The sequence below is a fragment of the Porphyromonas sp. HMSC077F02 genome (assembly GCF_001815465.1).
Classification (GTDB): domain Bacteria; phylum Bacteroidota; class Bacteroidia; order Bacteroidales; family Porphyromonadaceae; genus Porphyromonas_A; species Porphyromonas_A somerae.
The window spans coordinates 6,161-31,896 of record NZ_KV820692.1 but is presented as its reverse complement, the minus strand read 5'-3'; the positions used below and the strand labels follow the sequence as shown (position 1 = coordinate 31,896).

General features: G+C 42.4%; 24 protein-coding genes and 4 tRNA genes. 13 read left to right on the top strand and 15 right to left on the bottom strand.

Features of this window, described 5'->3' with window-relative positions; translation table 11 throughout:
- From HMPREF3027_RS09285 to HMPREF3027_RS09270, 4 genes are all read right to left on the bottom strand, one after another.
- Nucleotides 1-937, bottom strand: a 937-nt coding sequence (locus HMPREF3027_RS09285) for an NAD(P)(+) transhydrogenase (Re/Si-specific) subunit beta (RefSeq protein ID WP_246830573.1), incomplete at its 3' end; no start/stop codon positions are given.
- Nucleotides 938-990: 53 nt separating this feature from the next.
- Complete coding sequence (locus HMPREF3027_RS09280; protein ID WP_070708368.1) at nt 991-1,335, bottom strand: NAD(P) transhydrogenase subunit alpha part 2; 345 nt, start codon at nt 1,333-1,335, stop codon at nt 991-993.
- A 77-nt stretch (nt 1,336-1,412) separates the two neighbouring features.
- The gene (locus tag HMPREF3027_RS09275; RefSeq protein WP_018028183.1) at nt 1,413-2,570 is read right to left on the bottom strand and encodes an NAD(P) transhydrogenase subunit alpha; all 1,158 of its coding nucleotides are present in this window, start codon (nt 2,568-2,570) and stop codon (nt 1,413-1,415) included.
- A 319-nt stretch (nt 2,571-2,889) separates the two neighbouring features.
- A tRNA-Thr gene (locus HMPREF3027_RS09270) sits at nt 2,890-2,962 on the bottom strand.
- A 300-nt stretch (nt 2,963-3,262) separates the two neighbouring features.
- On the opposite strand from HMPREF3027_RS09270, the gene coaA reads away from it, so the two are divergent.
- On the top strand, nt 3,263-4,207 hold the full coding sequence (gene coaA, locus HMPREF3027_RS09265) for a type I pantothenate kinase (protein ID WP_070708366.1): 945 nt from the start codon (nt 3,263-3,265) through the stop codon (nt 4,205-4,207).
- On the opposite strand, the gene HMPREF3027_RS09260 is transcribed toward coaA, so the two are convergent.
- The 3 genes from HMPREF3027_RS09260 to dapB form a co-directional block, all read right to left on the bottom strand.
- On the bottom strand, nt 4,176-4,772 hold the full coding sequence (locus HMPREF3027_RS09260; RefSeq protein WP_246830574.1) for a WbqC family protein: 597 nt from the start codon (nt 4,770-4,772) through the stop codon (nt 4,176-4,178). The two genes, coaA and HMPREF3027_RS09260, sit on opposite strands and share 32 nt — an antisense overlap.
- 340 nt (nt 4,773-5,112) lie before the next feature.
- Nucleotides 5,113-6,498, bottom strand: a complete 1,386-nt coding sequence (gene lepB, locus HMPREF3027_RS09250; protein ID WP_070708359.1) for a signal peptidase I — start codon at nt 6,496-6,498, stop codon at nt 5,113-5,115.
- A gap of 6 nt (nt 6,499-6,504) precedes the next feature.
- Complete coding sequence (gene dapB / locus HMPREF3027_RS09245) at nt 6,505-7,224, bottom strand: 4-hydroxy-tetrahydrodipicolinate reductase (protein WP_070708357.1); 720 nt, start codon at nt 7,222-7,224, stop codon at nt 6,505-6,507.
- Nucleotides 7,225-7,522: 298 nt separating this feature from the next.
- On the opposite strand from dapB, the gene HMPREF3027_RS09240 reads away from it, so the two are divergent.
- Nucleotides 7,523-7,596: transfer RNA gene (locus HMPREF3027_RS09240), tRNA-Ile, on the top strand.
- Between the two features lie 159 nt (nt 7,597-7,755).
- A tRNA-Thr gene (locus HMPREF3027_RS09235) sits at nt 7,756-7,828 on the top strand.
- A gap of 218 nt (nt 7,829-8,046) precedes the next feature.
- Here HMPREF3027_RS09235 and HMPREF3027_RS09230 read toward each other — a convergent pair.
- Together HMPREF3027_RS09230 and HMPREF3027_RS09225 are read right to left on the bottom strand one after the other, a co-directional pair.
- Nucleotides 8,047-8,119, bottom strand: a tRNA-Lys gene (locus HMPREF3027_RS09230).
- 387 nt (nt 8,120-8,506) lie between these two features.
- On the bottom strand, nt 8,507-10,024 hold the full coding sequence (locus HMPREF3027_RS09225) for a fimbria major subunit (protein ID WP_070708355.1): 1,518 nt from the start codon (nt 10,022-10,024) through the stop codon (nt 8,507-8,509).
- Between the two features lie 228 nt (nt 10,025-10,252).
- Here HMPREF3027_RS09225 and HMPREF3027_RS09220 point away from each other — a divergent pair, with 228 nt between their 5' ends.
- From HMPREF3027_RS09220 to HMPREF3027_RS09175, 10 genes are all read left to right on the top strand, one after another.
- Nucleotides 10,253-10,615, top strand: a complete 363-nt coding sequence (locus HMPREF3027_RS09220) for a PGN_0703 family putative restriction endonuclease (protein ID WP_070708353.1) — start codon at nt 10,253-10,255, stop codon at nt 10,613-10,615.
- 316 nt (nt 10,616-10,931) lie between these two features.
- Nucleotides 10,932-11,342, top strand: coding sequence for a methylaspartate mutase subunit S (gene glmS / locus HMPREF3027_RS09215; RefSeq protein ID WP_018029165.1), 411 nt, complete (start codon nt 10,932-10,934; stop codon nt 11,340-11,342).
- 72 nt (nt 11,343-11,414) lie between these two features.
- Nucleotides 11,415-12,800, top strand: a complete 1,386-nt coding sequence (glmL, locus tag HMPREF3027_RS09210) for a methylaspartate mutase accessory protein GlmL (protein ID WP_070708351.1) — start codon at nt 11,415-11,417, stop codon at nt 12,798-12,800.
- 87 nt (nt 12,801-12,887) lie between these two features.
- Entirely contained in the window at nt 12,888-14,339 is a 1,452-nt protein-coding gene (locus tag HMPREF3027_RS09205) for a methylaspartate mutase subunit E (protein WP_018029167.1), read from the top strand.
- Between the two features lie 45 nt (nt 14,340-14,384).
- The gene (locus HMPREF3027_RS09200) at nt 14,385-15,629 is read left to right on the top strand and encodes a methylaspartate ammonia-lyase (protein WP_070708349.1); all 1,245 of its coding nucleotides are present in this window, start codon (nt 14,385-14,387) and stop codon (nt 15,627-15,629) included.
- 14 nt (nt 15,630-15,643) lie between these two features.
- Nucleotides 15,644-17,020, top strand: coding sequence for an acyclic terpene utilization AtuA family protein (locus HMPREF3027_RS09195; protein ID WP_070708347.1), 1,377 nt, complete (start codon nt 15,644-15,646; stop codon nt 17,018-17,020).
- A gap of 15 nt (nt 17,021-17,035) precedes the next feature.
- Entirely contained in the window at nt 17,036-17,356 is a 321-nt protein-coding gene (locus HMPREF3027_RS09190; protein WP_021903535.1) for a DUF4387 domain-containing protein, read from the top strand.
- Entirely contained in the window at nt 17,349-18,326 is a 978-nt protein-coding gene (locus HMPREF3027_RS09185; protein WP_018029171.1) for an alanine-tRNA synthetase second additional domain-containing protein, read from the top strand. Before HMPREF3027_RS09190 ends, HMPREF3027_RS09185 begins: the two co-directional genes overlap by 8 nt.
- 9 nt (nt 18,327-18,335) lie before the next feature.
- A complete protein-coding gene (locus HMPREF3027_RS09180) occupies nt 18,336-19,178 on the top strand; it encodes a fumarate hydratase (RefSeq protein WP_070708345.1) in 843 nt (280 codons plus the stop codon).
- A 26-nt stretch (nt 19,179-19,204) separates the two neighbouring features.
- Nucleotides 19,205-19,762, top strand: a complete 558-nt coding sequence (locus HMPREF3027_RS09175) for a Fe-S-containing hydro-lyase (protein WP_070708343.1) — start codon at nt 19,205-19,207, stop codon at nt 19,760-19,762.
- Between the two features lie 65 nt (nt 19,763-19,827).
- Here HMPREF3027_RS09175 and HMPREF3027_RS09170 read toward each other — a convergent pair whose 3' ends face one another.
- Genes HMPREF3027_RS09170 through pstC form a run of 6 tightly spaced genes read right to left on the bottom strand, consistent with a single transcriptional unit; the run spans nt 19,828 to nt 25,503 of the window.
- Entirely contained in the window at nt 19,828-21,531 is a 1,704-nt protein-coding gene (locus HMPREF3027_RS09170) for a sensor histidine kinase (RefSeq protein ID WP_070708341.1), read from the bottom strand.
- A gap of 12 nt (nt 21,532-21,543) precedes the next feature.
- A complete protein-coding gene (locus HMPREF3027_RS09165) occupies nt 21,544-22,245 on the bottom strand; it encodes a response regulator transcription factor (protein WP_083317581.1) in 702 nt (233 codons plus the stop codon).
- A complete protein-coding gene (locus tag HMPREF3027_RS09160) occupies nt 22,229-22,933 on the bottom strand; it encodes a phosphate signaling complex PhoU family protein (RefSeq protein ID WP_021903537.1) in 705 nt (234 codons plus the stop codon). Before HMPREF3027_RS09160 ends, HMPREF3027_RS09165 begins: the two co-directional genes overlap by 17 nt.
- A 14-nt stretch (nt 22,934-22,947) precedes the next feature.
- Nucleotides 22,948-23,787 carry a phosphate ABC transporter ATP-binding protein PstB gene (gene pstB / locus HMPREF3027_RS09155; RefSeq protein ID WP_168165890.1) on the bottom strand — a complete coding sequence of 280 codons (840 nt, stop codon included), beginning with the start codon at nt 23,785-23,787 and terminating at the stop codon, nt 22,948-22,950.
- 7 nt (nt 23,788-23,794) lie between these two features.
- Nucleotides 23,795-24,637, bottom strand: a complete 843-nt coding sequence (pstA, locus tag HMPREF3027_RS09150; protein ID WP_070708338.1) for a phosphate ABC transporter permease PstA — start codon at nt 24,635-24,637, stop codon at nt 23,795-23,797.
- A 14-nt stretch (nt 24,638-24,651) separates the two neighbouring features.
- Complete coding sequence (gene pstC / locus HMPREF3027_RS09145) at nt 24,652-25,503, bottom strand: phosphate ABC transporter permease subunit PstC (protein ID WP_070708369.1); 852 nt, start codon at nt 25,501-25,503, stop codon at nt 24,652-24,654.
- Between the last annotated feature and the right edge of the window lie 233 nt (nt 25,504-25,736).

Sequence of the window (25,736 nt, the reverse complement as noted above, 5' to 3'; positions counted from 1 at the left end):
CTTGATGCTGAGCTTGAGCCAATGCCATACCGTACCCTGGTACGATAATAACGCTCTTAGCGGCCTTCATCTCCTCACTTAGAGTGCTCTCTTTTGAAGCTTGAGGCACTGCGTTAGGTGTTGGAGGTGGAGTAGAACTCTTTTTTGCTTGAGTTGGTGCAGATGTTTTGCCCAATAGAATATCAAGTAAGCTCCTATTCATCGCTTTACACATCACTTGCGTGAGAAGCAATCCAGAAGCCCCCACTATACCACCTATCGCTACCAGCATTACATTGCCAATTGCCATACCCGCTATACCACCAGCTACACCGCTCAGAGAGTTGAGAAGTGAAATGGTTATAGGCATATCAGCACCACCTACTCGAATAGTGAAAATCCATCCAAAGAGGCCTGAAACCACCACAGTAAGGAGTGCAATCCAAATGAAGTTATCGGTGTTAAGGAACCATCCACCCCATATAAGCATAACTAAGGATAGCACAAGTAATCCTAACATTATCAAACTATGAAAGGGTAATATGACAGGTTGTTGCTTTAACACTCGATGCAACTTTCCAGCTGCTACGAGGCTCCCAGTAAGTGTTACCATACCGATAACAATGGCAAGTACAGCAGTAAAAGCCTCAAAATGGAAGGTGGGTTGCTGAAAAAAACCAACAATACTAGCTGATACAGAAGTAACACCAAGTGTTACAATACCGACGAGTGCTGATGCAGCACCACCTAGACCATTAAGTAGCCCCACAGTTTGTGGCATCTGAATCATAGTCACTTTGCGTGCTAGCACAAGTCCGATAGCACCACCCAATAGCAAGAATAGACATGCAACCAAGATGGCTGTAAGACTACCACCAGAAAAAGCAACTAATATCGCAAGTATCATCGCAATGATACTCAATCGGTTGCCTTGTACTGCAGTGGGAACTCGACTCATCATCCATAGTCCCACAACAACGAGAATAGGAATAAGATAGCATAGAAACACACTCATGACTTACCTCCTTTCTCGTTGCCTTTTTTAGACTTGAACATCCGGAGCATACGCTCTGTAACCCCAAAACCACCTACAATATTGATCATGGCCAAGAGAATAGCAATACCAGAGATAATTATTGCTGTATTGATGATTCCAGCACCTCCAAACCACCTAGTCAGCTCTGTGAAGCCAACAAACTGAAGTAGGCTGATTATGGCACCAACTACTGTAATTCCAGAGAGAGCATTCATTCCCGACATAAGTGGGGTGTGGAGCAAACTTGGTATTTTCTTAATCACAAAGTACCCAACAACAGAGGATACTATGAATACCAGTACTAATAATATTGGACTCATATACAATTGGTAAATAGTTAAAGGAGGTATACTGGCGGACAATAGGTCCGAAGTATACCTCCTTTAGCGTGCATTAATTACTTATTCATTGCCTCAAGTGTGCCTTGATGTACGATCTCATGATCACGAGTTACAAGGATCTTCTGACAAATCTCATCACTCATATCAAGAGCAATCTTGCCATCCTTGGTAAGGTACTTCACGAGGTTGTAAACATTCTGAGCAAACATCCATGTGGAGCTGTTAGGCAGCAGACCAGGAATGTTTTTAATGCCGATAAGAGTTACATTGTGCTTCCTCTCTGTCTCTCCTGGAGGGGTGATTTCACAGTTTCCACCTTGGTCAATAGAGATATCCACGATCACAGAGCCAGGCTTCATCTGCTTAACCATCTCTTCTGTGATAAGCGTTGGGGCAATCTTACCTGGAACAAGTGCAGAGCAGAATACGATGTCCATCTCCTTGATAGTAGGGAATAGCATCTCACGCTCCTTAGCTAGCACATCCGCTGGTAAGCTATTGGCATACCCTCCTTCGGCAATTGCCAATTCTGCAGGTACGCCCGTTTCAATTGGCTTAGCTCCCAAACTAGTGGCTTGCTCCAGAGCCATAGGACGAATATCTGCAGCGTAGGTGATAGCACCGAGGCGACGTGCAGTAGCTAGTGCCTGAAGACCAGCAACTCCCACTCCTATAACCATTGCCTTAGCAGGTTTGATTTGACCTACAGCAGTAAACATCTGAGGCATAAAGTAAGCCAATTCATTAGCGGCTAGTAAGATGCCCTTATACCCTGCACAGGTACTCATAGAGGTGAGCGCATCTAAGTTTTGAGCTCTGGATATGCGTGGAATGCCATCAAGCGTCAAAGCAATAACGCCCTGCTTAGCCAGCTTGCGTACCATGTCGTGATTTACAGGTGATGCAGGGTGTATGAAGGTAATCAACACCTGGCCTTCATGCATCATATCTACTTCATGCTTTCCAAGTCTCTCATTGAATAGAGGCTCTTTGACTTTAAGAATAACATCTGCCTTTTGGTACAGTTCTTCAGTATCAGTCAAAAGCTGAGCACCAGCAGTTACATAGTCATTGTCGTGGTGAAATGAAGGCTCACCAGCACCAGCCTCTACATAGACTGTAGCACCATCGGCTACAAACTTCTCTACAGTTTCAGGAGTTGCAGATACTCGGCTCTCACCGTGCATTATCTCCTTTGGAATGCAAATAATCATAGTGGTCTTTTAATAGGTTTTGCTCATCGGAGAAGTATCAAAAGAGACCCGCTCCTAAGAGTTTGTTATTACAACAATGCTTTTCTCCACAAATGTAGGGAAAAGCCGACTATTTGCCAAGTACAATATGTTGTTTTTTTGCAATAACTATTTTGATATGCACATTGCAATACTCTCGATTCCTCATAGATCAAAGGAGTATTGCTTACCCATTATTTCCGCTTCAATTAGATAGTATCTACAACAAGCTTATCAAAAAAAATAAGGAAATGCTAGCCAGCACTCCCTTATAACCATATGCTTTTGCCTGTATACTTTGAGCCGAAGACGGGACTCGAACCCGTGACCTACGCATTACGAATGCGTTGCTCTACCAACTGAGCCACTTCGGCAAACTGTTATGGTTTGTCTTTGACGTCGCAAAGATAATAAATTAATTAGAATTCATAATAATAATTGGTGATTATTCCTGGGTGAATAGATTTGATTGTAGGGGTATATGTTGGTGAAAATAGGTACATTTGCGTCACAATTTGTAACATGTATGAAATCTAAGCGTAATCACTATATTTGTCTGACCTTTTCATCCAATGGGATAAGTGGTTTTGTGGCGGTTCAAAAAAAACGATTTTGGTTGAACAGCACTCCACAGAGTCTTATTGTTTAGCACGGTAGATTAAAGTAGCAAAACAATGCAAAACTCAACTTTTTCACCTTTTCGCACTTTTACTCGCAATGAATGGAGTCGGCTTGATAGCCATCCCGATTTCCCTTTTTCTCAGATCGACTTGAGTAAATTAAGAGCTCTCAATGAACCACTAACTGAGTCTGAAATTAGTGATATATATCTGCCACTTTGCAGATTGCTCCAAATTCATATCACTCACTTTAAGAGACTACACAATGAGTATGATGAGTTTTTCCATAAGCCGTCTCATAATGTCCCTTTCGTAATTGGGATTGCTGGAAGTGTCGCTGTGGGGAAGAGTACTACGGCAAGAGTGCTTCAAAAACTTCTCTCAATGGATCAGTCGTGCCCTAAGGTGGATCTCCTGACTACCGATGGCTTTCTCTTGCCCAATGCTGAGCTGGAAAAAAGAGGAATCTTGGATCGCAAAGGTTTCCCTGAAAGCTATGATGCAAAGCGATTGATCAACTTCCTTTTTTCAGTAAAAAGTGGTAAAAGATACTTGGAAGTGCCAGTGTACTCACATCTATTCTACGATATTATCCCAGATGAAGTACAGGTCATTGACCAACCAGATATATTGATCGTGGAGGGAATTAATGTATTGCAGGTAGATCCGGATAGAATGGAAGCCACGCAGCAAGTATTTGTTTCGGACTTTTTTGACTTTTCTATCTACGTAGATGCTGATGTAGAAAACATTAGAAGGTGGTATGTGGACCGATTTATCAAGCTTCAGCAAACTGCCTTCAATAATCCTGATTCATTTTTTACAAGATTTGCTGACTTGCCATTAGAGGAGGCGAAAGCAATTGCGAACCAGATCTGGGAAGAGATTAACCTTAAAAACCTATATGAAAATATCCTACCGACTAAGTTCAGATCAAGCTTAATCCTTGAAAAAGGAATGGACCATGCTATGCGATCGGTTCGTCTTCGAAAAGTATAAGCCTACTCTCTGGACCTATACATAGTAGCATATCTAGGGCTGATAAATTCGGTTGAAACCCGAATTTGTACTCAAATACCTGCCAGTATCTTCTTGAAAAAAGATGATGTTGGGGGTTATAAAAATCCGTTAAAATAATTGGTGAATCATCTTGGGTATGGACCAAAGGAGGGGTGTCAATACCAATTAACTTGCAAAGTAAAGCTAACCAATCGTGATTGTAATCCACTAAGCGATGAGCTGGGTTGAAGACGTGCTCTTGGATTGATTCACAATAATGCTCCCAATATGGTGTGGAGCAATAGTTGCTTCTAAGCATTTGCCAAAGTTTATTCCGCCATTGACCATGCTCGGAGATACAAACCTCATATGTAGAGGGTGATGGGTATCCAATCTTCTCTACTGGTATTGTGAAGGTTACCTTTCCGTTGGGGCCCATAAGGTTAGTCCTATTTCTAAAGGTTTGTTTTTCATACTGTTCACCCACGTATATTCCACTCACCTTATTGTGAGCGAGAAGAAATAAATAGGGCAAGTTGGGCAGAAAGGCAGTTGGCAAAGTCATCATAGTCTAAATGATTTTATCATCTTACCCTTTATATTCTTTGTCTTGATCCATTTCTCTTCACCTCCTATGCGGACTTTGTACGTCTCTTTTGTGTGAGAGATGTATTCGGCTGGAGCTAGCTCCCCATTCGTGAGTTCAATGAGAATAATATCTCCCTCAACCTTTGGTTTTGACTGGATAGAGACGATTATCAAACTCTTTTGTGTCGTGCTATCTTCCTCAATGTAATAGGTGCCAATGAAGAAAAACTTTATCAGGATAAGTAGGAACGCAAGCAAAATCAACCATAACCAAACTATGCTTGAAGACCTATAACTCTTATTTTTTTCTCTCCCCATCAATGCAGAGTGGTAAAAAATCTATTCCACCTCACACCACCTTTATCCTTATCCCAAGAGAGCCATACAAACATCGGTTTCCCGACGATGTGATCCTCAGGAACAAAACCCCAGCTACGAGAGTCTAGTGAATTGTGCCTATTATCGCCCATCATCCAGTAATAATCCATCTCAAATGTATAAGTGTCAGATGCAATGCCATCAATATAGATAATGCTATCTTTTACGACTAAATCGTGACCTTCATAATTTGTGATGCAGCGTTTATACAGCTGTAGGTTGTCGGGAGTGAGGTATATAGTAGCACCTTTCTTCGGAATCCATAGGGGTCCATAATTATCTCGAGTCCAACCTGTTTCCATGTCTATTGGGAAAGTGTAAAATTGATCCGCTGATGGAGAAGGTTCTACAATAATCTTGGTAACTATAGAGTGTCGCTCTAGCTTTTCTTTCACTTCCTTAGTTAAAGGGAAATGATACAATGCCCCAGAAGTGCCTAGAGTATCATTATCGAACACAAAGGTTTGATTTGCTAATAATACGATATCATCTTCATTAATACCCAAGTCTTGAAGCTCTTTTGCTGAGAAGTGATTACCATTAGTCTCAACGAAATAATTATACTGGAGTTTTTCAGGCTCTTTCATCAATTGCCCATTGATGTATAGCGAATTATTTATGATCTGAAGCGAGTCGCCTGGCATTCCTACAGCTCTTTTGACATAGTGGTCGCGCATGTCCACAGGCCTATACACCACCTCTCCAAACGTTTGTTTATCGCTCCATATTCGGTCTCTCCCATACTGCCTTTTAAGGGTATAGTAGTCGGGGTTCGTGACATTTAGGGCTACTGTATCTCCTACCGGGAAATTGAACACAACGATATCATTCATCTTTACCTTTCCAAAGCCTTTGACTCTATGATATTTCCATTGTGGTTTATCCAAATATGCTTTACCCCCCCCAGGAAATTGATTGTGAAATAGAGGAAATGCCAAGGGAGTCATCGGAACCCTAGGACCATAACTTAACTTGCTTACAAAAAGATGATCACCGATTAAAGCTGTTTTCTCAAGGGAGCCTGAAGGTATCTTAAACTGCTGAAACACAAAGAGGTTTAGAAAGTGCACAATGATTAATACAACGATTAAATCCTCAACAAGTCCCATAATTCCCCTCACTACAGAACTTGAAGACTTCTCCCACCACCGCCACGGAATAAAGCGGGTAACATAAATATCAAAGATGAAAGGATAAACAATTAGGAAAAACCAAGCACTACTCACCCAGATTGAAAACAAAAGGATAATGACGCCCCAAATTGCAGCTTTAATCCATTGTTTTTTGGAAACTCCCTTCCAATCTATTCTTTTCTTCTCTTCCATAATAACTTAGTCTAATTGAATTAAATCCTCCATTCCATAAATACCCTTTTTATCCACCACAAATTCGGCAGCTAATACGGCACCAAGTGCTAGACCTTTTCTACCCTTTGCTTCGTGAGAAAGGGTTAAAACATCCTCTTCGCTCTCATACTTAACTACATGGGTACCAGGGACACTATCTTTACGTATCGAGGTGATCAAAAGTTGGTCATCCCTATGAGTAGGGACTTTATTAGGTTCTAGATACGCCAAAGTCTCCGACTTCGAATCTAGATACTCAAGCATCTCATTGGCAATGGTGAGTGCAGTACCGCTCGGATAATCTAGCTTATGGATATGATGTGTCTCTTCAACAGTTGGTAGGTAGTTGGGATAATGGTTCATCAGCCTTGCCATATAGGTATTAATCAGTCGGAATAGATAAACCCCAACACTAAAGTTAGATGCGTAAAAAAGTGTGCCGTTATTCTGCTTCACGCAATCAACTGCTTTGCCCCACTGCTCTAGCCATCCAGTGGTTCCCGACACGATAGGAAGCCCTTGTTGGATACACTTAGTTATATTATTAAATGCAGCTTCAGGACGACTAAATTCAATCACAATATCGCAACTTGGGAGAGTATCCCAATCGGAGTCAACTGTAGCTACAATCTTATGACCACGAGATAGAGCAACTTGTTCCACCTCGTGCCCCATTCTTCCATATCCTAATAAACAAATTCTCATATATCGGCACTAATCTAGTTTACATATAGGCAAAGATACAACTTTTACTATACTTCTATTCACTTCACAATCTATAAATCAGTCGGGAACGCCCTTTAATGCTTAGACTTGCTATAAAAACGCATTTGGATAGAAGCTGCATAACCTACCAAGGCGCATCACTCCTATTATATAGATCCAAAAGCAAAATATTTTCGTAAACACTTGCCTGAGAAAACTATTATTGCTATCTTTGCAAACACGAAAAACGAGAGGATGCGGAGATTTCGTGTAATGCACGCAAAGCATCTATTTGATTGGTCCTGTAGCTCAGTTGGTTAGAGCACCTGACTCATAATCAGGGCGTCCTTGGTTCAAGTCCAAGCTGGACCACTTTTAAAGGTATTCATTTGGTAGCGACAAAAAATAATGGTACCTTTGCAATCGTTACGGGTAAGTCCTGCACGGCCAGCTCCTGGTGAACTCCCCCAGGGCTTGATCGCAGCAAGGGTAGCTGGTTGTAGCGGCGCGATGTAGATAGCTTACCCCCCCGCCTCTTTAGCTCAGTTGGTAGAGCTCCTGATTTGTAATCAGACGGTCGCTGGTTCGAGTCCGGCAAGAGGCTCAAAGGGTGTTAAAGTGTGGATTTCAGCACTTTAGCACCCTTTTTCTATTGTGAAATGAAGCCTATTTTGGAGGAGAGATATATGTGGTCTTTGTAGAGAGTCTTGGAAAAGATGCAGTGACTGCAAAAAACAAAAAGCTCTTCAATTTACCGATGAAAGAGGTAGATTGAAGAGCTTTAATATTGTCTCCTTCTGAAGGAGGACTGAAATTAAACTGTGATCTGCTTGGGGCTCGAACCCAAGACCCCAACATTAAAAGTGTTGTGCTCTACCTACTGAGCTAGCAGATCCCGCTTTCAAAGCTTTGCAAAGGTACATAAATATTTCAAGTATACAAAGGAATCATGTTGATTTTCTTGACGTAGATTCAAATTGCTAGTGCGATTTACTTATTATTCTACAGCCATACAGCTAGTGTGGTCTTGTTCTAGTGTCTTTTCTTGGTCTTGTTTTGATTTTCAGTACATAATTATGCCTCATCCGATATTCTATGTTATTATGGTCTTGGGAAGTTTTTGTGGGAATCAAGTAGATCGGGAAACGAAAGTTTTCTGACCTGCTTTCGGTATGATATGCCCGTTATACCCAAAGAGACCGCTCAGAGATAGGCACTGAGCGGTCTTATAAGCTACATCTGGTTGTCAATATACCGTTAATGATTCAAGTGATAAAGGGGATTATAGCACATCTATCTCGTTGACGATCTCCTTCATGTCGCCTATTTCACAAGATGTGGAAATGAATCGATCGGTGAAGTAATCTAGGTCATAAGACAAGTTGTATGGTGAAGCATTACCTATTGTGGAAAAGGAATTAATGATATACTCATAATGGTGGTTGCGTACGACACCAAAATACCCGCCATTATCGATAGACCCACCTACGGTATCCAAGTTGGTATGAGTTATAGGGAACGAAAAGTAATTTAAGGAGTGGTAGAAATATTGAATATCATCATCCTGATATCCTTTTTTCGCTAATCCATTGTTTGAGCTGTTCATAATACGGCTAGCGATCTCCAAAAGCTCTTTTTCTTCATTACTAGGATTACTCTTTTTAACTAGGCTTTGATACAACTGTAAGAAGTCTGTATCAAGATAGGGCTTTCCCTTATAATTGACCCAGCCAAGATCGGGAGATTCTAATTGTGTAGAAGAGAGTTGCGACTTAAGGCTTTTAGGAAACATCTTAACACTGAGAAGGACTCTTGTAATAACTTTGGCACTTGTTTCAGATGAGGCTACCGTATTCTCAGGGATGGGTCGATAGCTACTCGTAAAGTTTGTGTCGTGGCTTGATCTTGCCCATCTTGTATAGGTGCCAAGATAAAGGAACTCATTTGTAAGTTCTTCTATACTTTTTGTGCTAAACCCACCATAATTGGGGTCGATGGGATAGTACACTTGAAATTTTGACTTGAGATGCTCATCTACTTCAGGAAACAAAATGTACTTCAGATTTTGTACGTCGGGTGAAACCAAAATATAATCACCTAGAATCTCATATTTATCATCTTTGACTGCATTTTTCCACTTAACAGAGAGTAACGCATTGATAGCAGTAAGCTTTGGTGCTGGTAGTTGGTATGTTTTATTAATAGCATTATCGTCGAATAGAGATTTGGAGATCTTAATTGGTTCGGGGCTGTGGTAGATGTTATTAATCAGCCTATTATGGTCAAAGTCTTTTTGGCGATCGTAATTTAATGTGCCAGTAATCTCAGAAAAAGGCTTGCCCACAGTCGTGGCACTTTTGAGCTGGTCATTGCATGATGTAAAGTAGTATACAAGGTAGTTATCTGCCTTGATTTTTTCAGCTCCTCTTATCTGGAAAGTGATACCTTCGACACTTGATTCTAGAGAGGAAAGGTAGTCAGCACCCGAGAATACTCCTGCTGCAGCATTTACATCCTTATCAAATACGTAAGCCACCTTATCTGGCTGAGAGGGGTCGTCTTTATCTACCGAGTAAAGCACTATGCGAATACCACTAAAATGGATGCGATGTTTTAGCTTTTCTGCAGTTCCAGTTGGATAGCTTTTCAACCCACCTTGTGAAAAGCCACCAAGGAGGCCATTAAAAGATACTTGAATTGTTTCAGCGTCAGAAGCCTCTGGTGTGTATCCAAGGTCCACCCTTGAATTACATGAGCTCACGATGAGTGCTAATAGAATAATAGATAGTAGCCTTTTCATGTTTTTTCAATTAGATTAAACAATATATTTGCGAATTTACCTAGAATTATCTTGGCAGCCAAAACGAAGCCCAATTTTATTCTCGATCATCACCCAATCTGTGAAATCTAGTGACAAGCAGAAGCTTTGTATGAAAAAAAATCAAAAGAGTACATTTGTGGTATTGAATAATAAACTATCAAACAAAAAAAAAGAAATTAGCAATAGCCATTTGTAAAACTGAGAGTTATGAATTGCCGGGATAAAGTAATTCAGTACCTTAAGGAGTATCGGATCAAAAGAATTAAAGAGCTTGGGAATGAAAAAGGAAAGTATGGAAAAAGATATTACATTCACATTCTGCCTACAAACGATGCAGATAAGAATATTATTAATCGCGGATATCAAAACAATATTTTAGGACTACTGAAATCTGTAAACATAAAGCGACATTATAGCTTTGCATATTTAAATTCATCACAAGCAATGGCACTCAATCTGTTTGGGCCATTATGTTTGGAAAAAACACTTTCAATAGTAATACCACATATCCAAAAACAAGTACAGAATGAGCCTCAGGTATATCAGTTTGAGAAGAAAGAAAAAGACTAGACTCCTCTGAGATTGACTTCTACGTGGAGTCTGGAAATAAGAAGTTCTATTTTGAAGTAAAGTTCACTAAAAAAACTATAGGAAGCATTATACTCAGCAGACTTCTTTGCCAAATATCACTCAAACGGCATATGAAATTGTTATTTAGCAAGTATTGATGAATTAGTGAGCTATAGTCTTATTTTATACTTATCTTTGTGGAAATAATGAGAAAGGGACACTTGGGTATGGATATCGGGAATAACGACCCACTTGCCTCAGAAAAATAATTACAACCCGAATACGAACTCAAAAGCAAGAAGAGTATTTATTGACTATGAATGGAAAAACCGTTGTAACAGGTGTGATAGGAGCTGATGCTCATGCGGTTGGCAACAAAATCATCGCTTATGCCTTATCTCAAGCAGGCTACAAGGTGGTTAATCTTGGAGTGATGGTTTCTCAAAGCGAATTTATTAACGCAGCTATAGAGACAAATGCTGATGCTATTCTCGTCTCTTCGCTCTATGGTCATGGTGAGATTGACTGCCAAGGCCTAAGGGAAAAGTGCGATGAGGCTGGTCTAAAGAATATACCACTATTAGCTGGTGGCAACCTCGTTGTAGGTAAGCAGGAGTTTAAAGATGTAGAAGCTCGATTTAAGAAAATGGGCTTTGACTGTGTTTATCCACCAAATACCCCAATCGAAAAAACCATAGAAGACCTACATAAGATCTTTGGGCTATAGTACTTCTCAGCATTATGTCTGAATTCTATGCATTTGCATATATCAAACGACTTAATAATATCTGATTAAAAGATGAAGTACCTTACCGCTGACTTTGGAAGCACGTACACCAAAGTAACAGCTATTGACACCGACAAGTGCGAGATAGTAGCTACAGGCGCCGCCTTTACTACTATTGAGACTGATGTGATGGAGGGTCTCTCAAATGCCCTTAGTGATCTTGCAAATAAACTTGGATCTCCTTGGGAATACGACCGTTTTCTGTGCTGCAGCAGTGCGGCAGGTGGGCTCAAAATGATTGCCTCTGGTCTTGTCCCAGAATTAACTGCCAAAGCAGCTCGTACAGCTGCTAGTAGTGCGGGAGCGAAGGTGGTTAAGACCTACTCCTTTGAGATTAGTCGCAAAGAAGCCGAAGAAATTGAGCAGATTGCTCCTGACTTGATACTCCTTTGTGGAGGAACTGATGGAGGTAATCGCGAAACGGTTATCAATAATGCCAAAAGGTTGTCGACTGTCAAAGGCAATTTCACTATCGTAGTAGCAGGCAATAAAAACGCTTCAGAAGAAGTAGACAGAATACTGACTGAAGCAGGTAGGCCACACGTCATTACAGATAACGTAATGCCTGACTTCAATACGCTCAATGTGATTCCTGCAAAAGAGTGTATCATGCAGCTATTTATTGACCAAATCATTGATGCAAAAGGATTGCACCAAGCTCAGGCAATGGCCAATAATGAAATCATCCCTACCCCATTGGCAGTTTTGAGAGCTTGCGAGCTACTCAGTATGGGTACACGCAACGAAGAAGGGATTGGAGAGATGCTGGCTGTAGACTTGGGTGGAGCAACTACCGATGTCTATTCAATTGCTAAGGGTGAGCCACAATCTGCTAATATTGTACAAAGAGGCCTTCCAGAGCCTCATAATAAGCGTACCGTTGAGGGCGACTTAGGTATGAGGTATAGCCTCTCATCACTAGCTGATGAGCTTGACCTACATGATGTAGGTGCTGAGCTGGGACTTACAGCAGATGAGCTCCAGGATTGGGTCAAAGCTTGTGTAGCAAAGCCCTCCACACGAGCCACAGACGAAAAAGAGTCCAAGATGGAAAAGGCTCTAGCCAAAGGGGCTGTCTCAATAGCAATTGATCGACATGTTGGACATATGAAGTCAGTGTATACCCCTATGGGTCAACTATATACCATTGACGGGAAAGACCTTACTAAAGTGGAAAATGTGTTGGGCATTGGTGGAGCCATTATCCATAGTGATGACCCAGCATTTGTGCTTAGTGGGGCTCAGTTTGATCCTGCACACTTTGAAGCTGCTAGACCAAAGGAGCCAAAGTTTATGATCGACAAAACTTATATTATGGCATCAATGGGGCTACTCAGCCAAGAGCTACCAGACGTGGCACTTAAAATAATGAAGAAAGAGCTCGTTTTGGTGAACTAAATTACATAGAAGATACGCTTAGTAACTTCTATCCTTATGAGATTAAGACAATTAACAACCCACACTTATATATAAGTAAACTATAGTATGGAAATCCGTAACGTCCGCATTAGCGATGCAGAATTTCAAAAAGAGAGAGAAGAGGTCTTACAACAATGGCCTACTGGTGCACATGTAGACTTTGAAGAGGCCGTAGAATACCAGAAAAAGATTCCAAAGTCACAGCGCTTTGATGAGAAGCTCCAAAAAGCTGATAAAGCTGGTGTAACATTGATTCAGCCTCGAGCAGGTGTAGCTCTTTATGATGAGCACATTAAGCTCCTACAGTTTCTAGAGAGAGAAGGTGAGGCAGATCTTCTTCCATCTACTGTTGATAGCTACACACGTCTGAATAGATACAACGAAGCACAAGTAGGTATTGAGAAGAGTAAGGAGAGCGGGCGCTCGATGCTTAATGGTTTTCCAATTGTAAACTATGGAGTAGAGATTTGCCGTACAGTGACCTCATCTTTGAGGAATCCAGTGCAAGTAAGACATGGTACCCCCGATGCACGACTCCTAACAGAGATTTCAATTGCAGGTGGATTTACCTCTTACGAGGGTGGTGGTATCTCTTACAATATCCCCTACTCTAAGGATCACTCACTAGCTAAAACCATTCGCTATTGGCAGTATACAGATAGACTGTGTGGTATGTATGCAGAAGCTGGTGTTGATATTAACCGCGAGCCATTCGGGCCACTTACAGGCACATTGATTCCTCCATGTATCTCCAACTCTGTGGCGATTATTGAGGCACTACTTGCTGCCACACAAGGTGTTAAAGACCTCACAGTGGGATATGGTCAGTGTGGTAACCTCATCCAAGATGTGGCTGCGATCCGTGCCCTGAAGAAGCAAACTAATGAGTATCTAGCCAAGTATGGATTTGGTGATGCAAAGGTGACCACAGTATTCCACCAATGGATGGGAGGATTTCCACAAGATGAAGCTAAGGCATTTGGAGTGATCTCTTGGGGCTCAGCAGCTGCCGCACTTGCTAAAGCTACAAAAGTTATCGTAAAGACTCCTCACGAGGCAATGGGTGTACCTACTATGGAGGCGAATGCCGCTGGTCTTCGTGCTACTAAACAGGTGATATCTATGCTCAGAGACCAAGACTTTACAAATATCCCAGCGGTAGTTGCCGAGGCTGAAATTATTGAGGCAGAGGTTAACCAGATATTGGATAAGGTGTTCGAGCTAGGTAATGGAGACCTTGCACAAGGTGTCATTGCTGCCTTCGAATCTGGAGTACTCGATATTCCTTTTGCTCCAAGCAAGTACAACGCCGGAAAGGTGATGCCTGCCCGTGATAATAATGGTGCAGTCCGCATTATGGATTCTGGCAACCTTCCACTCAGTCAGGACATTCTCAACTTCCACCGTGAGAAGCTAGAGGAGCGTGCCAAGAGTGAAAATCGTACTGTTAGCTTCCAGATGGTGATTGACGACGTATATGCTATCAGCAAGGGATTCCTTGTTGGTCGCAAGCAATAACAATAGAAAATACAAACAAAACAATTAACTACATATACTACAATTATGAAAATCAAAAAGGTAGTTTGTGCAGCTGGTAAGACAGGTTTTTACTTTGACGACCAGCGTGCCATTAAGAGAGGTGCCGTAAGTGATGGTGCTTTCTACTCAGGAGAAGTTGTTACAGAGGGCTTTACGAGTGTTCGTCAGGCAGGTGAGTCTATCTCCGTTCTATTTATTCTAGAGGATGGACAAATAGCTCACGGAGACTGCGCAGCAGTTCAGTATTCTGGTGCCGGTGGTCGTGACCCTTTGTTCCTAGCTAAGAACTTCATTCCTGTAATCCTCAAGGAGATTGCTCCAATGTATGAGGGTAAGGAAATTACCACTTTCCGCGAAATGGCTGATAGAGTGGATAAGTTTGTACGCCCAGAGACTGGAAAGGCTTTCCACACCGCAATCCGTTATGGTGTGACCCAAGCTTGTCTCGATGCAGTTGCTAAGAGTCAGCACAAGCTTATGGCTCAGGTGATTGCTAAGGAGTACAACACCAAGATTGCTGATAAGATGATTCCTATCTTTACTCAGTCTGGTGATGATCGCTATGTCAATGCAGATAAGATGATCATGAAGGGTGCAGAGGTGCTTCCTCACGCACTATTCAACCACGTAGAGCAAAAGACTGGTCTTAAGGGCGAGAAGCTACGTGCTTATATAGAGTGGCTACGCAATAGAGTGATTGAAAAGCGTACTTGTGAGAGCTATAACCCTATCTTCCACATCGACGTATATGGTACCCTTGGAGTGGTATTTGACAACGACTTTAAGAAGATTGCCGAATATATCGCTGATCTGGCAGAGGTAGCTAAGCCATTCCACCTCCGTATTGAGGGTCCAGTAGACGTTGAGGAGAAGCAAGCTCAAATCAAGGCACTTCACGCTATCCGCCAACATATGGATGAAATGGGATGCTCTGCAGAGATCGTTGCTGATGAGTGGTGCAACACCCTAGAGGACATCATCGACTTTTCTAAGGAAAAAGCTGGGCATATGGCTCAGATCAAGACTCCAGACCTTGGTGGCATCAACAATGCTATCGAAGCTGTACTATACTGCCAGCAGCACGGTATGGGAGCTTATCTAGGTGGTACTTGTAACGAGACCAACCGCTCTGCTGAAATCTGTGCACACATCGCTATGGCTACTTCTCCAGACCAAATGCTAGCTAAGCCTGGTATGGGTGTAGATGAAGGCTACATGCTTGTGTACAATGAGATGAGTAGAATTATTGCCCTTAAGGACATCATCTAAGTGAGTATAAAGAAATGGAAGAGATTAGAGTATTATCCCCAACCGCTATTCTTGGTTATGGCTTCCCATTGGAGTCATTCCAAGAGGGTATGAAGCGTAAACCAGATGTCATTGCTGTGGATGCAGGGTCTACTGACCCAGGTCCATACTATCTAGGTGCAGGCATCTCTTTTACAGATCGTAATTCTGTAAAGCGTGACCTTGAGATTATGATTCCTGCAGCTATTGAGGCAGGTATTCCTGTAATCATTGGTTCGTCCGGTGGTTCAGGTGGTCGCCCTCACGTAGAGATTAATCGCAAGATCATTGAGGAGATCGCACAGGCTAAGGGGCTAACCTTTAAGTATGCAGAGATTTCAGCTGAGTTTGATAAGGAGCTAGTACGTAAGTACTTTAAGGATGGTAAGATCACTCCACTGTCTCCAGCACCCGAACTCAAGGAGCAGGACATTGACGATGCAGTACGTATCGTAGCTCAGATGGGTGAGGAGCCATTTATTGAGGCGCTCAATAATGGTGCTCAAGTGATCCTCGCTGGTCGTGCTTACGACCCAACTGTATTCTCCGCACTAGCTATCTCTAAGGGTTATCCAAAAGGACTAGCTATCCACATGGGTAAGATCCTAGAGTGTGCAGCTATCTGTGCACTTCCAGGCAGTGGTAGCGACTGTATGTTTGGTTACCTCCGTAAGGATCACTTCGAGCTAGAGACTCTTTCTCCAGACCGTAAGTGTACTACCCTATCTATTGCTGCTCATACTCTTTATGAGAAGTCAAATCCTTATATGTTACCTGGTCCTGGTGGACGTCTTAACCTTCACAATACCACTTTCGAACAGGTATCTGATAATCGAGTACGTGTAGCTGGTACTGTATTTGAGCCAACCGATGGTTATTTCGTGAAGCTAGAGGGTGTAAGGCGTGTAGGATATCGTACAATTGCTGTAGCCGGTGTTACAGACCCTATCTTCATCAGCAAGGTAGATGAGATCACTGAGGCGGTACGTGCAAGAGTGGATAATAACTTTAAGGACTACGGAATGAGCAACTATTTCCTAGACTTTAAGGTCTATGGAAAGGGTGGCGTGATGAATATGTTCCCAGGCGTTAAGTGTGATACTGGCAACGAGCTTCTCATCATCATTGAAGCAGTGGGAGCTACACAGCAAGAGGCTGATACTATTTGTAGTTTTGCACGTAGTACGTTGCTACACTTTGGCTATGAGGGTCGTATCTCTACTGCTGGTAACCTCGCATTGCCATTCTCACCATCCGACGCACACATGGGTGAAGTATTTGAATTCAATGTCTATCACCTAATGAAGGTAGAAAGCCCAACGGCTCTCTTCCCTATCACTTACCGTCAGTTCAATAATGGAGTAGCTAAATAAAGGAAGGATAAAACTATGCAAACATATAAGTTAGTCGATATGGCTTCAGTGATCAGGAGCAAAAACTCTGGTCCCTACGAGCTTACTTTCGATATTATATTCAAGACCTTTGATGATTACAACTTCTTCAAGAAGCATGAGCCTATTAATAAGTCATCTTTCGCAAAGCTTTACGGCATTGCCGAGGAGGATGTGCTACAGGTGATTTATTTCGACCCTGCAAAGGCAGTAAAGGCCACCATCAAGCGTCCAATTCCTAGTGGTGCACTAGGAGAGACAGATGTGTATGGTGCTCAACAGCACGCTCCACTCATGAAGTTCACTTTTGATGCATAATCATCACAGTGCAAAGCCAAAGAGATTGCAGGAGCATTGGGTCTCCACGCAATACTATGCCCCTAGGGGTAAGGAGAGACTCCTTACCCTTGGGGAGCAATTGGCTCACTTTCATCTGAGCTTTACAGATCGCCTTATCGGCTTTATCGGTGACGCAGGGAGCGGTAAAAGTTCACTGATTAAGGGAATATTTCCTGGTCTAGAACTTGCTAATGACGATGATGTCCTTGACCCTCGTAAGATTATGCAAGTAAGGCAAGGGATGGAAAACCTCAGAGAGGCCTCTACCTACCATATTGACATGCGATTTCAGACTGCATTTACTCAGATGTATGAAATCGTTGACTTTGTTCAAGAGGCTCTGGATAAGGGCAAGCGAGTAGTTGTAGAGCACTTCAATCTACTCAATCAAGCACTAGGCCGCAATGCCGATATCATCTTTGCTATTGGTGAGGAGATCATCGTTACACGACCTAGCATTTTTGGGCCCCAACCACAAACTCTATACGATATTGTCCACACTTCACTGCTTTATCGTAAGATGGCTCACTCTGCCGAAGAGGTAGCAAGCTATGCACTAGATAAGCTATTCGGGCTAGATATGTCTAAGTATTATAGTGCGGATGTACCCTCGGGCTTTGTCTTGAAATTCAATGAGGATCCAAAACTTTCACGAAGCGATTTGGACCGACTTGAGGAAGAAATTATTCATTTAATCAATGAGGATATCTCTATTGATTACTATGATGAAGACCATATCCGAATGGGTAATGAGATAAAGCCTTGTGATGGTCCTCGTATTCATGTCCGCTCTACAGGTGAAATAGAAAACTTTTCATTACACAAGGAGCTCATCTACGACAAAAGGTACGATGCCTACTGCCTCATAGGTCTTCTGGATAAAGATCCTAAGAGCCACGAAGAACTCAATAATAGAAACTCATTCTACTTTTTAGGCAAGAAATACTAACGTATAGATATGAGAGAAATCAATGTAAAGCAGATTTCAGAGCTTGTCAGTAAGCTATGTATTGAAGCCTGCTACTTTATGACTCCAGACATTCACCAAAAGATTACGGAGTCCAAACTAATAGAAAAGTCTCCCCTGGGACAAGAAATATTGGGAACCCTACTCGAAAATAGCCACATTGCCCGCACCCAAGAGAAACCTCTTTGTCAAGATACCGGTATGACGGTTGTCTTTGTTAACCTTGGCCAAGATGTACACGTGATTGGTGGATCTATTGAAGATGCAATCAATGAGGGGGTTAGAGAGGGTTACGAAAAGGGCTATCTACGGAAGTCAGTAGTCAATGATCCTATTCTTCGGGAGAATACCAAAGACAATACTCCTGCTGTAATACACTATAACATCGTACCTGGTGATAAAATTGAAATAGAAGTGTCTCCCAAGGGCTTTGGTAGTGAGAATAAGAGCCAACTCAAGATGCTTACACCAAGTCAAGGTGTTGAGGGTGTAAAGGACTATGTAGTTCAGGTTGTATCAGAGGCTGGTGCCAATCCATGTCCACCCATTATTGTTGGTGTAGGTATTGGCGGTACGATGGAGCGTTGTGCCTATTATGCCAAGCATGCTTTACTTCGTCCTGTTGGCCAACACAGCTCCAAACCACACATCAGAGCCATCGAAGAGGAGCTTCTGGAGCGTATCAACAAACTAGGAATTGGCCCTGCTGGATTTGGTGGCACCACTACCGCACTTGCTGTAAATGTTGAGGTAGGTGCCACACATATTGCGGGACTACCAGTGGCAGTGAATATTGGTTGCCATGCTACACGACATGCCCATGGCGTATTGTAAGAGACACAAACTTATAAGCTACTAAAATGAGTACAGATAAACGCATTATAACCCCTCCCCTGACTGACGATGTTATTAAGACACTGCATGCAGGCGATATGGTCTATATTTCTGGCACTATCTATACCGCCAGAGATGCAGCCCATCTAAGACTGGTAGAGATGCTTAAGGAGGGTAAGCCTATGCCCTTTGACTTCAAAGGGCAAATCGTCTATTATGCTGGACCTGCTCCTGCAAAGCCTGGAGAGCCAATTGGATCGGTAGGACCTACCACTGCTGGTAGAATGGATGCCTACTCCCCTACCCTTATGAAGCAAGGTCTTAAGGCTATGATAGGCAAAGGTCTTCGTAGCCAAGAGGTGATTGATACTCTTAAGTCTGAAACCGGAGTTTATTTTGCTGCCATAGGTGGTGCAGCTGCTTTGATGGGTCAAAGAGTAAAGAAAGCTGAAGTGATTGCTTTCGATGACCTAGGCCCAGAAGCAATACGTCGGTTAGAGGTTGAAGAACTCCCTGTAATCGTAGCTATTGACTGCCAAGGTAATAACGCATACGAGAAAGGAAGAAGTCAATTTACCGAATAAGGGGCAGACTAATCAAATAAAAAAAAGAGAGAGGACCCATAAAAGGTCCTCTCTCTTTTTGCATCCTATTTATGGAGATTGAATAAGATCTCCAGTCCTCCAGAGGAGTGAATGCGAGCCTCTACTTCACCGCCATGTAGTAGGATAGAATTCTTTACGATACTCAATCCTAGACCGGTACCACCGCTTTCTCTAGTTCGTCCCTCATCCACTCGATAGAACCGCTCAAATATGCGACTAAGCTGTTTTTCATCTACTCCCTTTCCCGTATCATAATAGCTAAAGAAGAGATGGTTTTCATCTTGATGGTAGCAATTTATTACCATTTCAATTCCCTCTCCGGCATATCTCAAGGAGTTCTCCACCAAGTTTTGGAATATTGAATAGAGGAGTGATTCATTTCCCTTTACCTGAAGATCCTCAGGCAAATTATTTTGCAGTTTATCACCCTTCTCATTGATCTTAGTGAGGAAAGCAACTCTTACCTCCTCCACGATTTGGTGAAGAGATACCGTGCTAAATTCAAATGCTCTAGAAGGCTCATCCAACTTAGTCAGCAATCCGATATCCTTCATCAAATCACTAAGTCTAAGAGTTTGGTCGTACGCCTTTTCAATAAAGTGCTTTTGCTTATCCTCGGGGAGCTCCATAAAGTTAAGCGTCTCAAGGTATCCTCTTATAGAGGTCAATGGCGTACGTATCTCATGCATAATATTACTGGTCATCTCCTGCTTCAGCTGCCGATTCTTTTCCTGTTCAGTAATATCCTCAATAGTAATTTCAAAACTACCATACTCCGACTTAAGAGCCTTCACCTCGTAAGTTTTTCCACCTTTAGGAATGAGAATTGATATGTGCTGCTCCTCAGACTTATCCTCAATAAAATGTTTTATCGGTAGCATCAAAGGATCTTCAATCAGTTCGCCTGCATCAGTAATAGGGCTACTTGCGAGCAAATTGGCATATTGAATAAAGTGGGCATTGGCATACTCCACACTATGCGCCATATTAAAGAGTGCAATCCCAACATGCGAGAGCTTGAAGTGTTGGATAAGTCTTTCTTTAGCATTTTCAATCTTATGCCTTGCATCCTCTTTTTGCCTTAGGATCCTTAAGAGTTGCTCAGACACATCATCAAGCTCCGTCTCTCCCACATCAATATCCTGCTCATAATCGCCATCAGCTATCTGCTTAGTCAGCTTATTGAGCTGCGTGAGCATCCGATCATATCGCTTTGTAAGTAGATATACAAAGAGGGCCATCAACAAAAAGAAAGTGATAGAGACATAGATAAATACTCGGCTCGACTTGAGTTTTTGCTGTAGTTCTAAATCATAAGGAAGCGCTGTGCGGATATAGTAATCATCATAGTAAGTGGCATAGTACAAAAAATCTCTATCCATTGTAGCAGACTTTCGCTTAGCAACACCATGCTTATTAAAGCGTGCTTCTCTTAGCTCTGGTCGTTTATCATGATTTTCCATTCCCGATACACTGCCAGCTTCATTATCCATTAGGACTTTCCCGTCATTGGCAATAATAGTGACCCTTAACTCATCTGGCAGGTCAGATACGAGTGAGTCTAGGTGACCAAGGTCAAAGGATTTACTGATCAACTCATTATAGCTATCCAACTTTGAGGTAAGTAGATTAAGTCTATACTGCGCCTCACTCCGCTGCTGTACTACCACCAAAGAAGTAGCGAAAAGAGCTGTGACTAATATAATCCACCCAAATAGTCGCCGCGTAAATTTAGTTTGTAACTTCATAATTATAGGTCATTAATTTGCACTAAAGGTATAGCCAAAGCCTACTCTATTAACAATACATCCCGCATATTCTCCGAGCTTCTTGCGTAATCTGGCGATATGCACGTCCACGGTACGCTCTAGTACAAGGCTATTATCTGGCCATACACTATCCAAGATTTCAGCTCTTGAAAATACCCTCCCCTCACTTGTCACGAGCAACTTGAGAATATCATATTCCGTTTTTGTCACTTCAATGACACCTTCTGGCGTAGAGACTTCCATTGCATTCAAATCAATAGTAATTGCCCCTTTATGCAAAATGTCATAGTTCTTTTCACTTGAATTATCTTGCCAGTGGCTATAGGTCCTGCTAAGAACGCTATGTACTCTAGCAATCAACTCCTTAATCGAAAAAGGCTTTTTGATATAATCATCTCCTCCTATCGAAAAGCCTGTCAGCATATCATTTTCAGTATCCTTGGCAGTGAGGAATATGATTGGGATCTGGTTCCCCTGCTTGCGAATATTGTCGGCCATCTTAAAGCCCGACATTCCTCCCATCATCACATCTAGGATAATCAAGCAAAAGGTCTCGTCTAGCATCGCCATAGCCGCCTCTGCCGAAGAAGCGGTAACCACCTCATACCCCTCATACTCTAGATTAAATTGTAGAATATCGGTAATATCCACCTCGTCATCAACGACAAGAATCTTCTTAGCTTTCTCCATCATTAACATGTCTTATATCGCTTCCTTTTACTAGATATATGGTAGACTCTGCTATATTTGTGGCACTATCTCCGCATCGCTCCAGATTATGCCCCACTCCCTCCAGGTTAAGCAATACCTGCACATCGTTTTCTTGTAGTTCGACGTGAGAAAAAAGCTTACATAGCAGTGCTCTCAAGCTATGGTACATCTCATCCATTACTTCATCACTACCTATCACTTCCACAGCAGTTTCATACGATTCATTTGTAAAAGACATCACTGCATTTCGCACCATCTGAGTGACATGATCCGTCATCTGAATAATCAAACCTCTCACCTCATAAAGGCGAGTATCACTCATCGGTAATTCTCTCACAAATCTAATGATATTAAGTGTCATATCCCCAATTCGCTCAAGGTTAGTAGTCAGATCCTGATAAGCAATAATCCGCCTTAGGTCCTCAGCTACAGGCGAAAACTTGAATATCGAAAAGGCTACCTCCTCCCTAATTTTCACCTCCAGGCGATCAATAATGATTTCATTAGATAGAGCCTCTTCATAAAGTGCCTGACTTTTCGGTTCATCAAATAGCTGCTTCAAGATAGTCAGCTGCAGTATTGTGTTTTTTGAGATCAGCTCAAATTGATTACGTAGGATCTGCAGCTGCAACTCCTTAATTCTATTGGAATAAAGATTATTCATCATCATAAATGGCAATGATATTAACTAAATACACCTGTTAGATACGCCTCCGTCTCCTTGTGCTTCGGATTCGTAAACATTTGGTCCGTATCACCATACTCAATTAGCTCCCCTAAATACATAAATACTGACTTATCCGACAATCTAGCAGCCTGACTCATATTGTGAGTCACAATGACAATCGTATATTGTTCTTTTAGCTCCATAATTAGCTCCTCAACTCTATTAGTAGAGATTGGATCCAAAGCAGATGTCGGCTCATCCATTAAGAGCACTTCAGGCCTTAGAGCAAGAGCTCTAGCGATACAGAGTCTCTGCTGCTGACCTCCAGAGAGAAAAGAGCCACGCTTCTTCATAGAGTCCTTCACCTCATCCCAAAGAGCTACACTCTCCAGACTTGTCTGTACGATCTCCTCCTTCTCCTCTTTAGAGAGCTTGATCCCATTCAGCTTATATCCAGCCAATACATTATCCTCAATAGACATCGTTGGGAATGGATTGGGGCGCTGAAATACCATACCAGCTCTACGGCGTGCAATCATTGGATCCATAGCAAGCATATCTTCACCCTCGATAAGGATTTCACCCTCCACCTTAATATCGGGATACAGATCATGCATTCTATTAATAGCCCGTAGCAAGGTACTCTTTCCACAGCCACTTGGTCCCATTATAGCAGTTACGAGGTTTTTGTAAATCGTCAAGTTGACATTCTTAATCGCTTTTTTCTCTGGACTATATGATACTGATAGGTCCTTTACTTCTATGATTGGGGACAGCTCTTTACCTGTGGCACCATCTCTTGAAAGCACCTCAGGGGAGACCGGTCTATTGGTTACTTTTATTTCATTCATATTCATCAAAAACTTATATCCTCCACTTGGCAGCCACAGACTTCGCAAGCAGGTTCATTCCTAAGATCAAAAGCAATAGCAAGAGCGACGACGACCAAACTAAGTCAGCCAAAATAGGGTTACTGTAAAACTCCCAAATAAGTAAGCTTATTGCACTCATCGGACGAGTTAAATCAAAGTGAACATAGGTGGCACCAAGAGCGGTCACCATCAGAGGAGCTGTCTCGCCCATTACACGAGAGATTGCCAAAAGGATCCCAGTAAAAATACTGCCAAACGCACTAGGAACCACAACGGTAAACATTACCTTCGTATAAGAGCCACCCAAAGCCAGACCCGCCTCTTTTAATGTTCCTGGCACCATCCTCAACCCCTCCTCTGTACTGCGAATAATCATCGGGATCATCATAAACCCTAAGGCAACCCCTCCAGCCACAGCACTGTAAGTATGCATGGTTTTAACCACTAGCATATAGACCACAATTCCCCAAACGATACTCGGAACACCTTGTAAAATATCGGTCAGAGTACGAACTACATTGGCAAGCTTAGCATCCTGCTTTTCGGATAAAAAGATACCTGTAAAAAGGCCTAAAGGAATGGAAAGGACTGTCGCAATCAAAAGCATCATAAAGGTCCCTGTAATACCATTCAAAATGCCAGAAGGAGTAGACTGAGTAAATAGGTCAATATTGAAATGGCTCCAACCCTTCACCACCAAGTCAATCAATATAGAGAGAAGCGGAACGGCAGTGAGTAGACTAAAGACAATCACTACTACATAAGCTGTTCGGCTAAGTGCCTGTCGCCGCTTTGGACTTCCTGTTCGCTTTGAAATGACGTCAATGCTTTTCATTTATGGATCCCTTGCTATTTTCTGTTAATACGATTCACGATTCCCTTTGCGATGAGGTTAATCAGCGCTGTAATCAAAAAGAGCAGAAAACCGATGGCAAAGAGAGCACTCAGCTTTACTCCCGACGCTTCTCCAAATTGATTGGCGATTACACTAGCCATCGTATCACCTGTATCCCTAAGACTTAGCGGTACTCCACTCGTGTTACCGATCAACATGGTGACCGCCATAGTCTCGCCTAAGGCACGCCCAAAAGCTAAAATGTAAGCAGCGAATATACCACTACCCGCTACAGGCACACTAATGTTTCTAATAACCTCTAGCCTAGTGGCCCCCAAGCTATAAGCTCCTTCCTTCAAATCCCTAGGTATCATACTAATAAATTCGGCACTTAGTGAAGAGGCATAAGGGATGATCATGATAGCTAATACAATTGAGGCGAGAAGAACACCAAATCCTTGTGCATTGACATTCAGCATGATCAGAATTGGGCGAACAGTATAAAAGCCCCATAGTCCATACACAATTGAGGGAATACCAGCAAGCAAATCTACTATTGCACTTACTATGGTAGCCACCGTCTTGCCCCTAAAGTATTCACCTGTAAATAGTGCCACACTAAGAGAGAAAGGGATGCAGAATAATAGCGCTAGCAATGAAGTAAGCAATGTGCCAGTAATAAAAGGAAGGGCTCCAAACGACTGTGATCGATCCGACCATTCAGTAGAGGTCATAAAATCAATCAGACCAAACTCCTTAATAGCAGGTAAGCTCTCAGAGGTAAGTGCATAGAGGATTCCTCCTGCAATGAGTATCACCCCTACTCCAGATACTAGTAGCAGAAGATCAAATAGCTTATCTCTCATATTAGCCATTAATGCCAAGTGGTCAGTAATTAGAAAGAGAATGTTTGCACGAAGTGCCATTCTCGCACATTTGCTTCAAATGTGCTGAGACTTTGCACGAAGGATGAAATGCAAGGCCTGAGGATGAGAACAAGGTGCACGCAGGGCACCAAGGCCCCACCAGGGACGAAGGGAGCGTACTCGCGTACGTGACCGAGGTCGAATTCCGAAAGCAACGCAGCAGATCGCCTTCG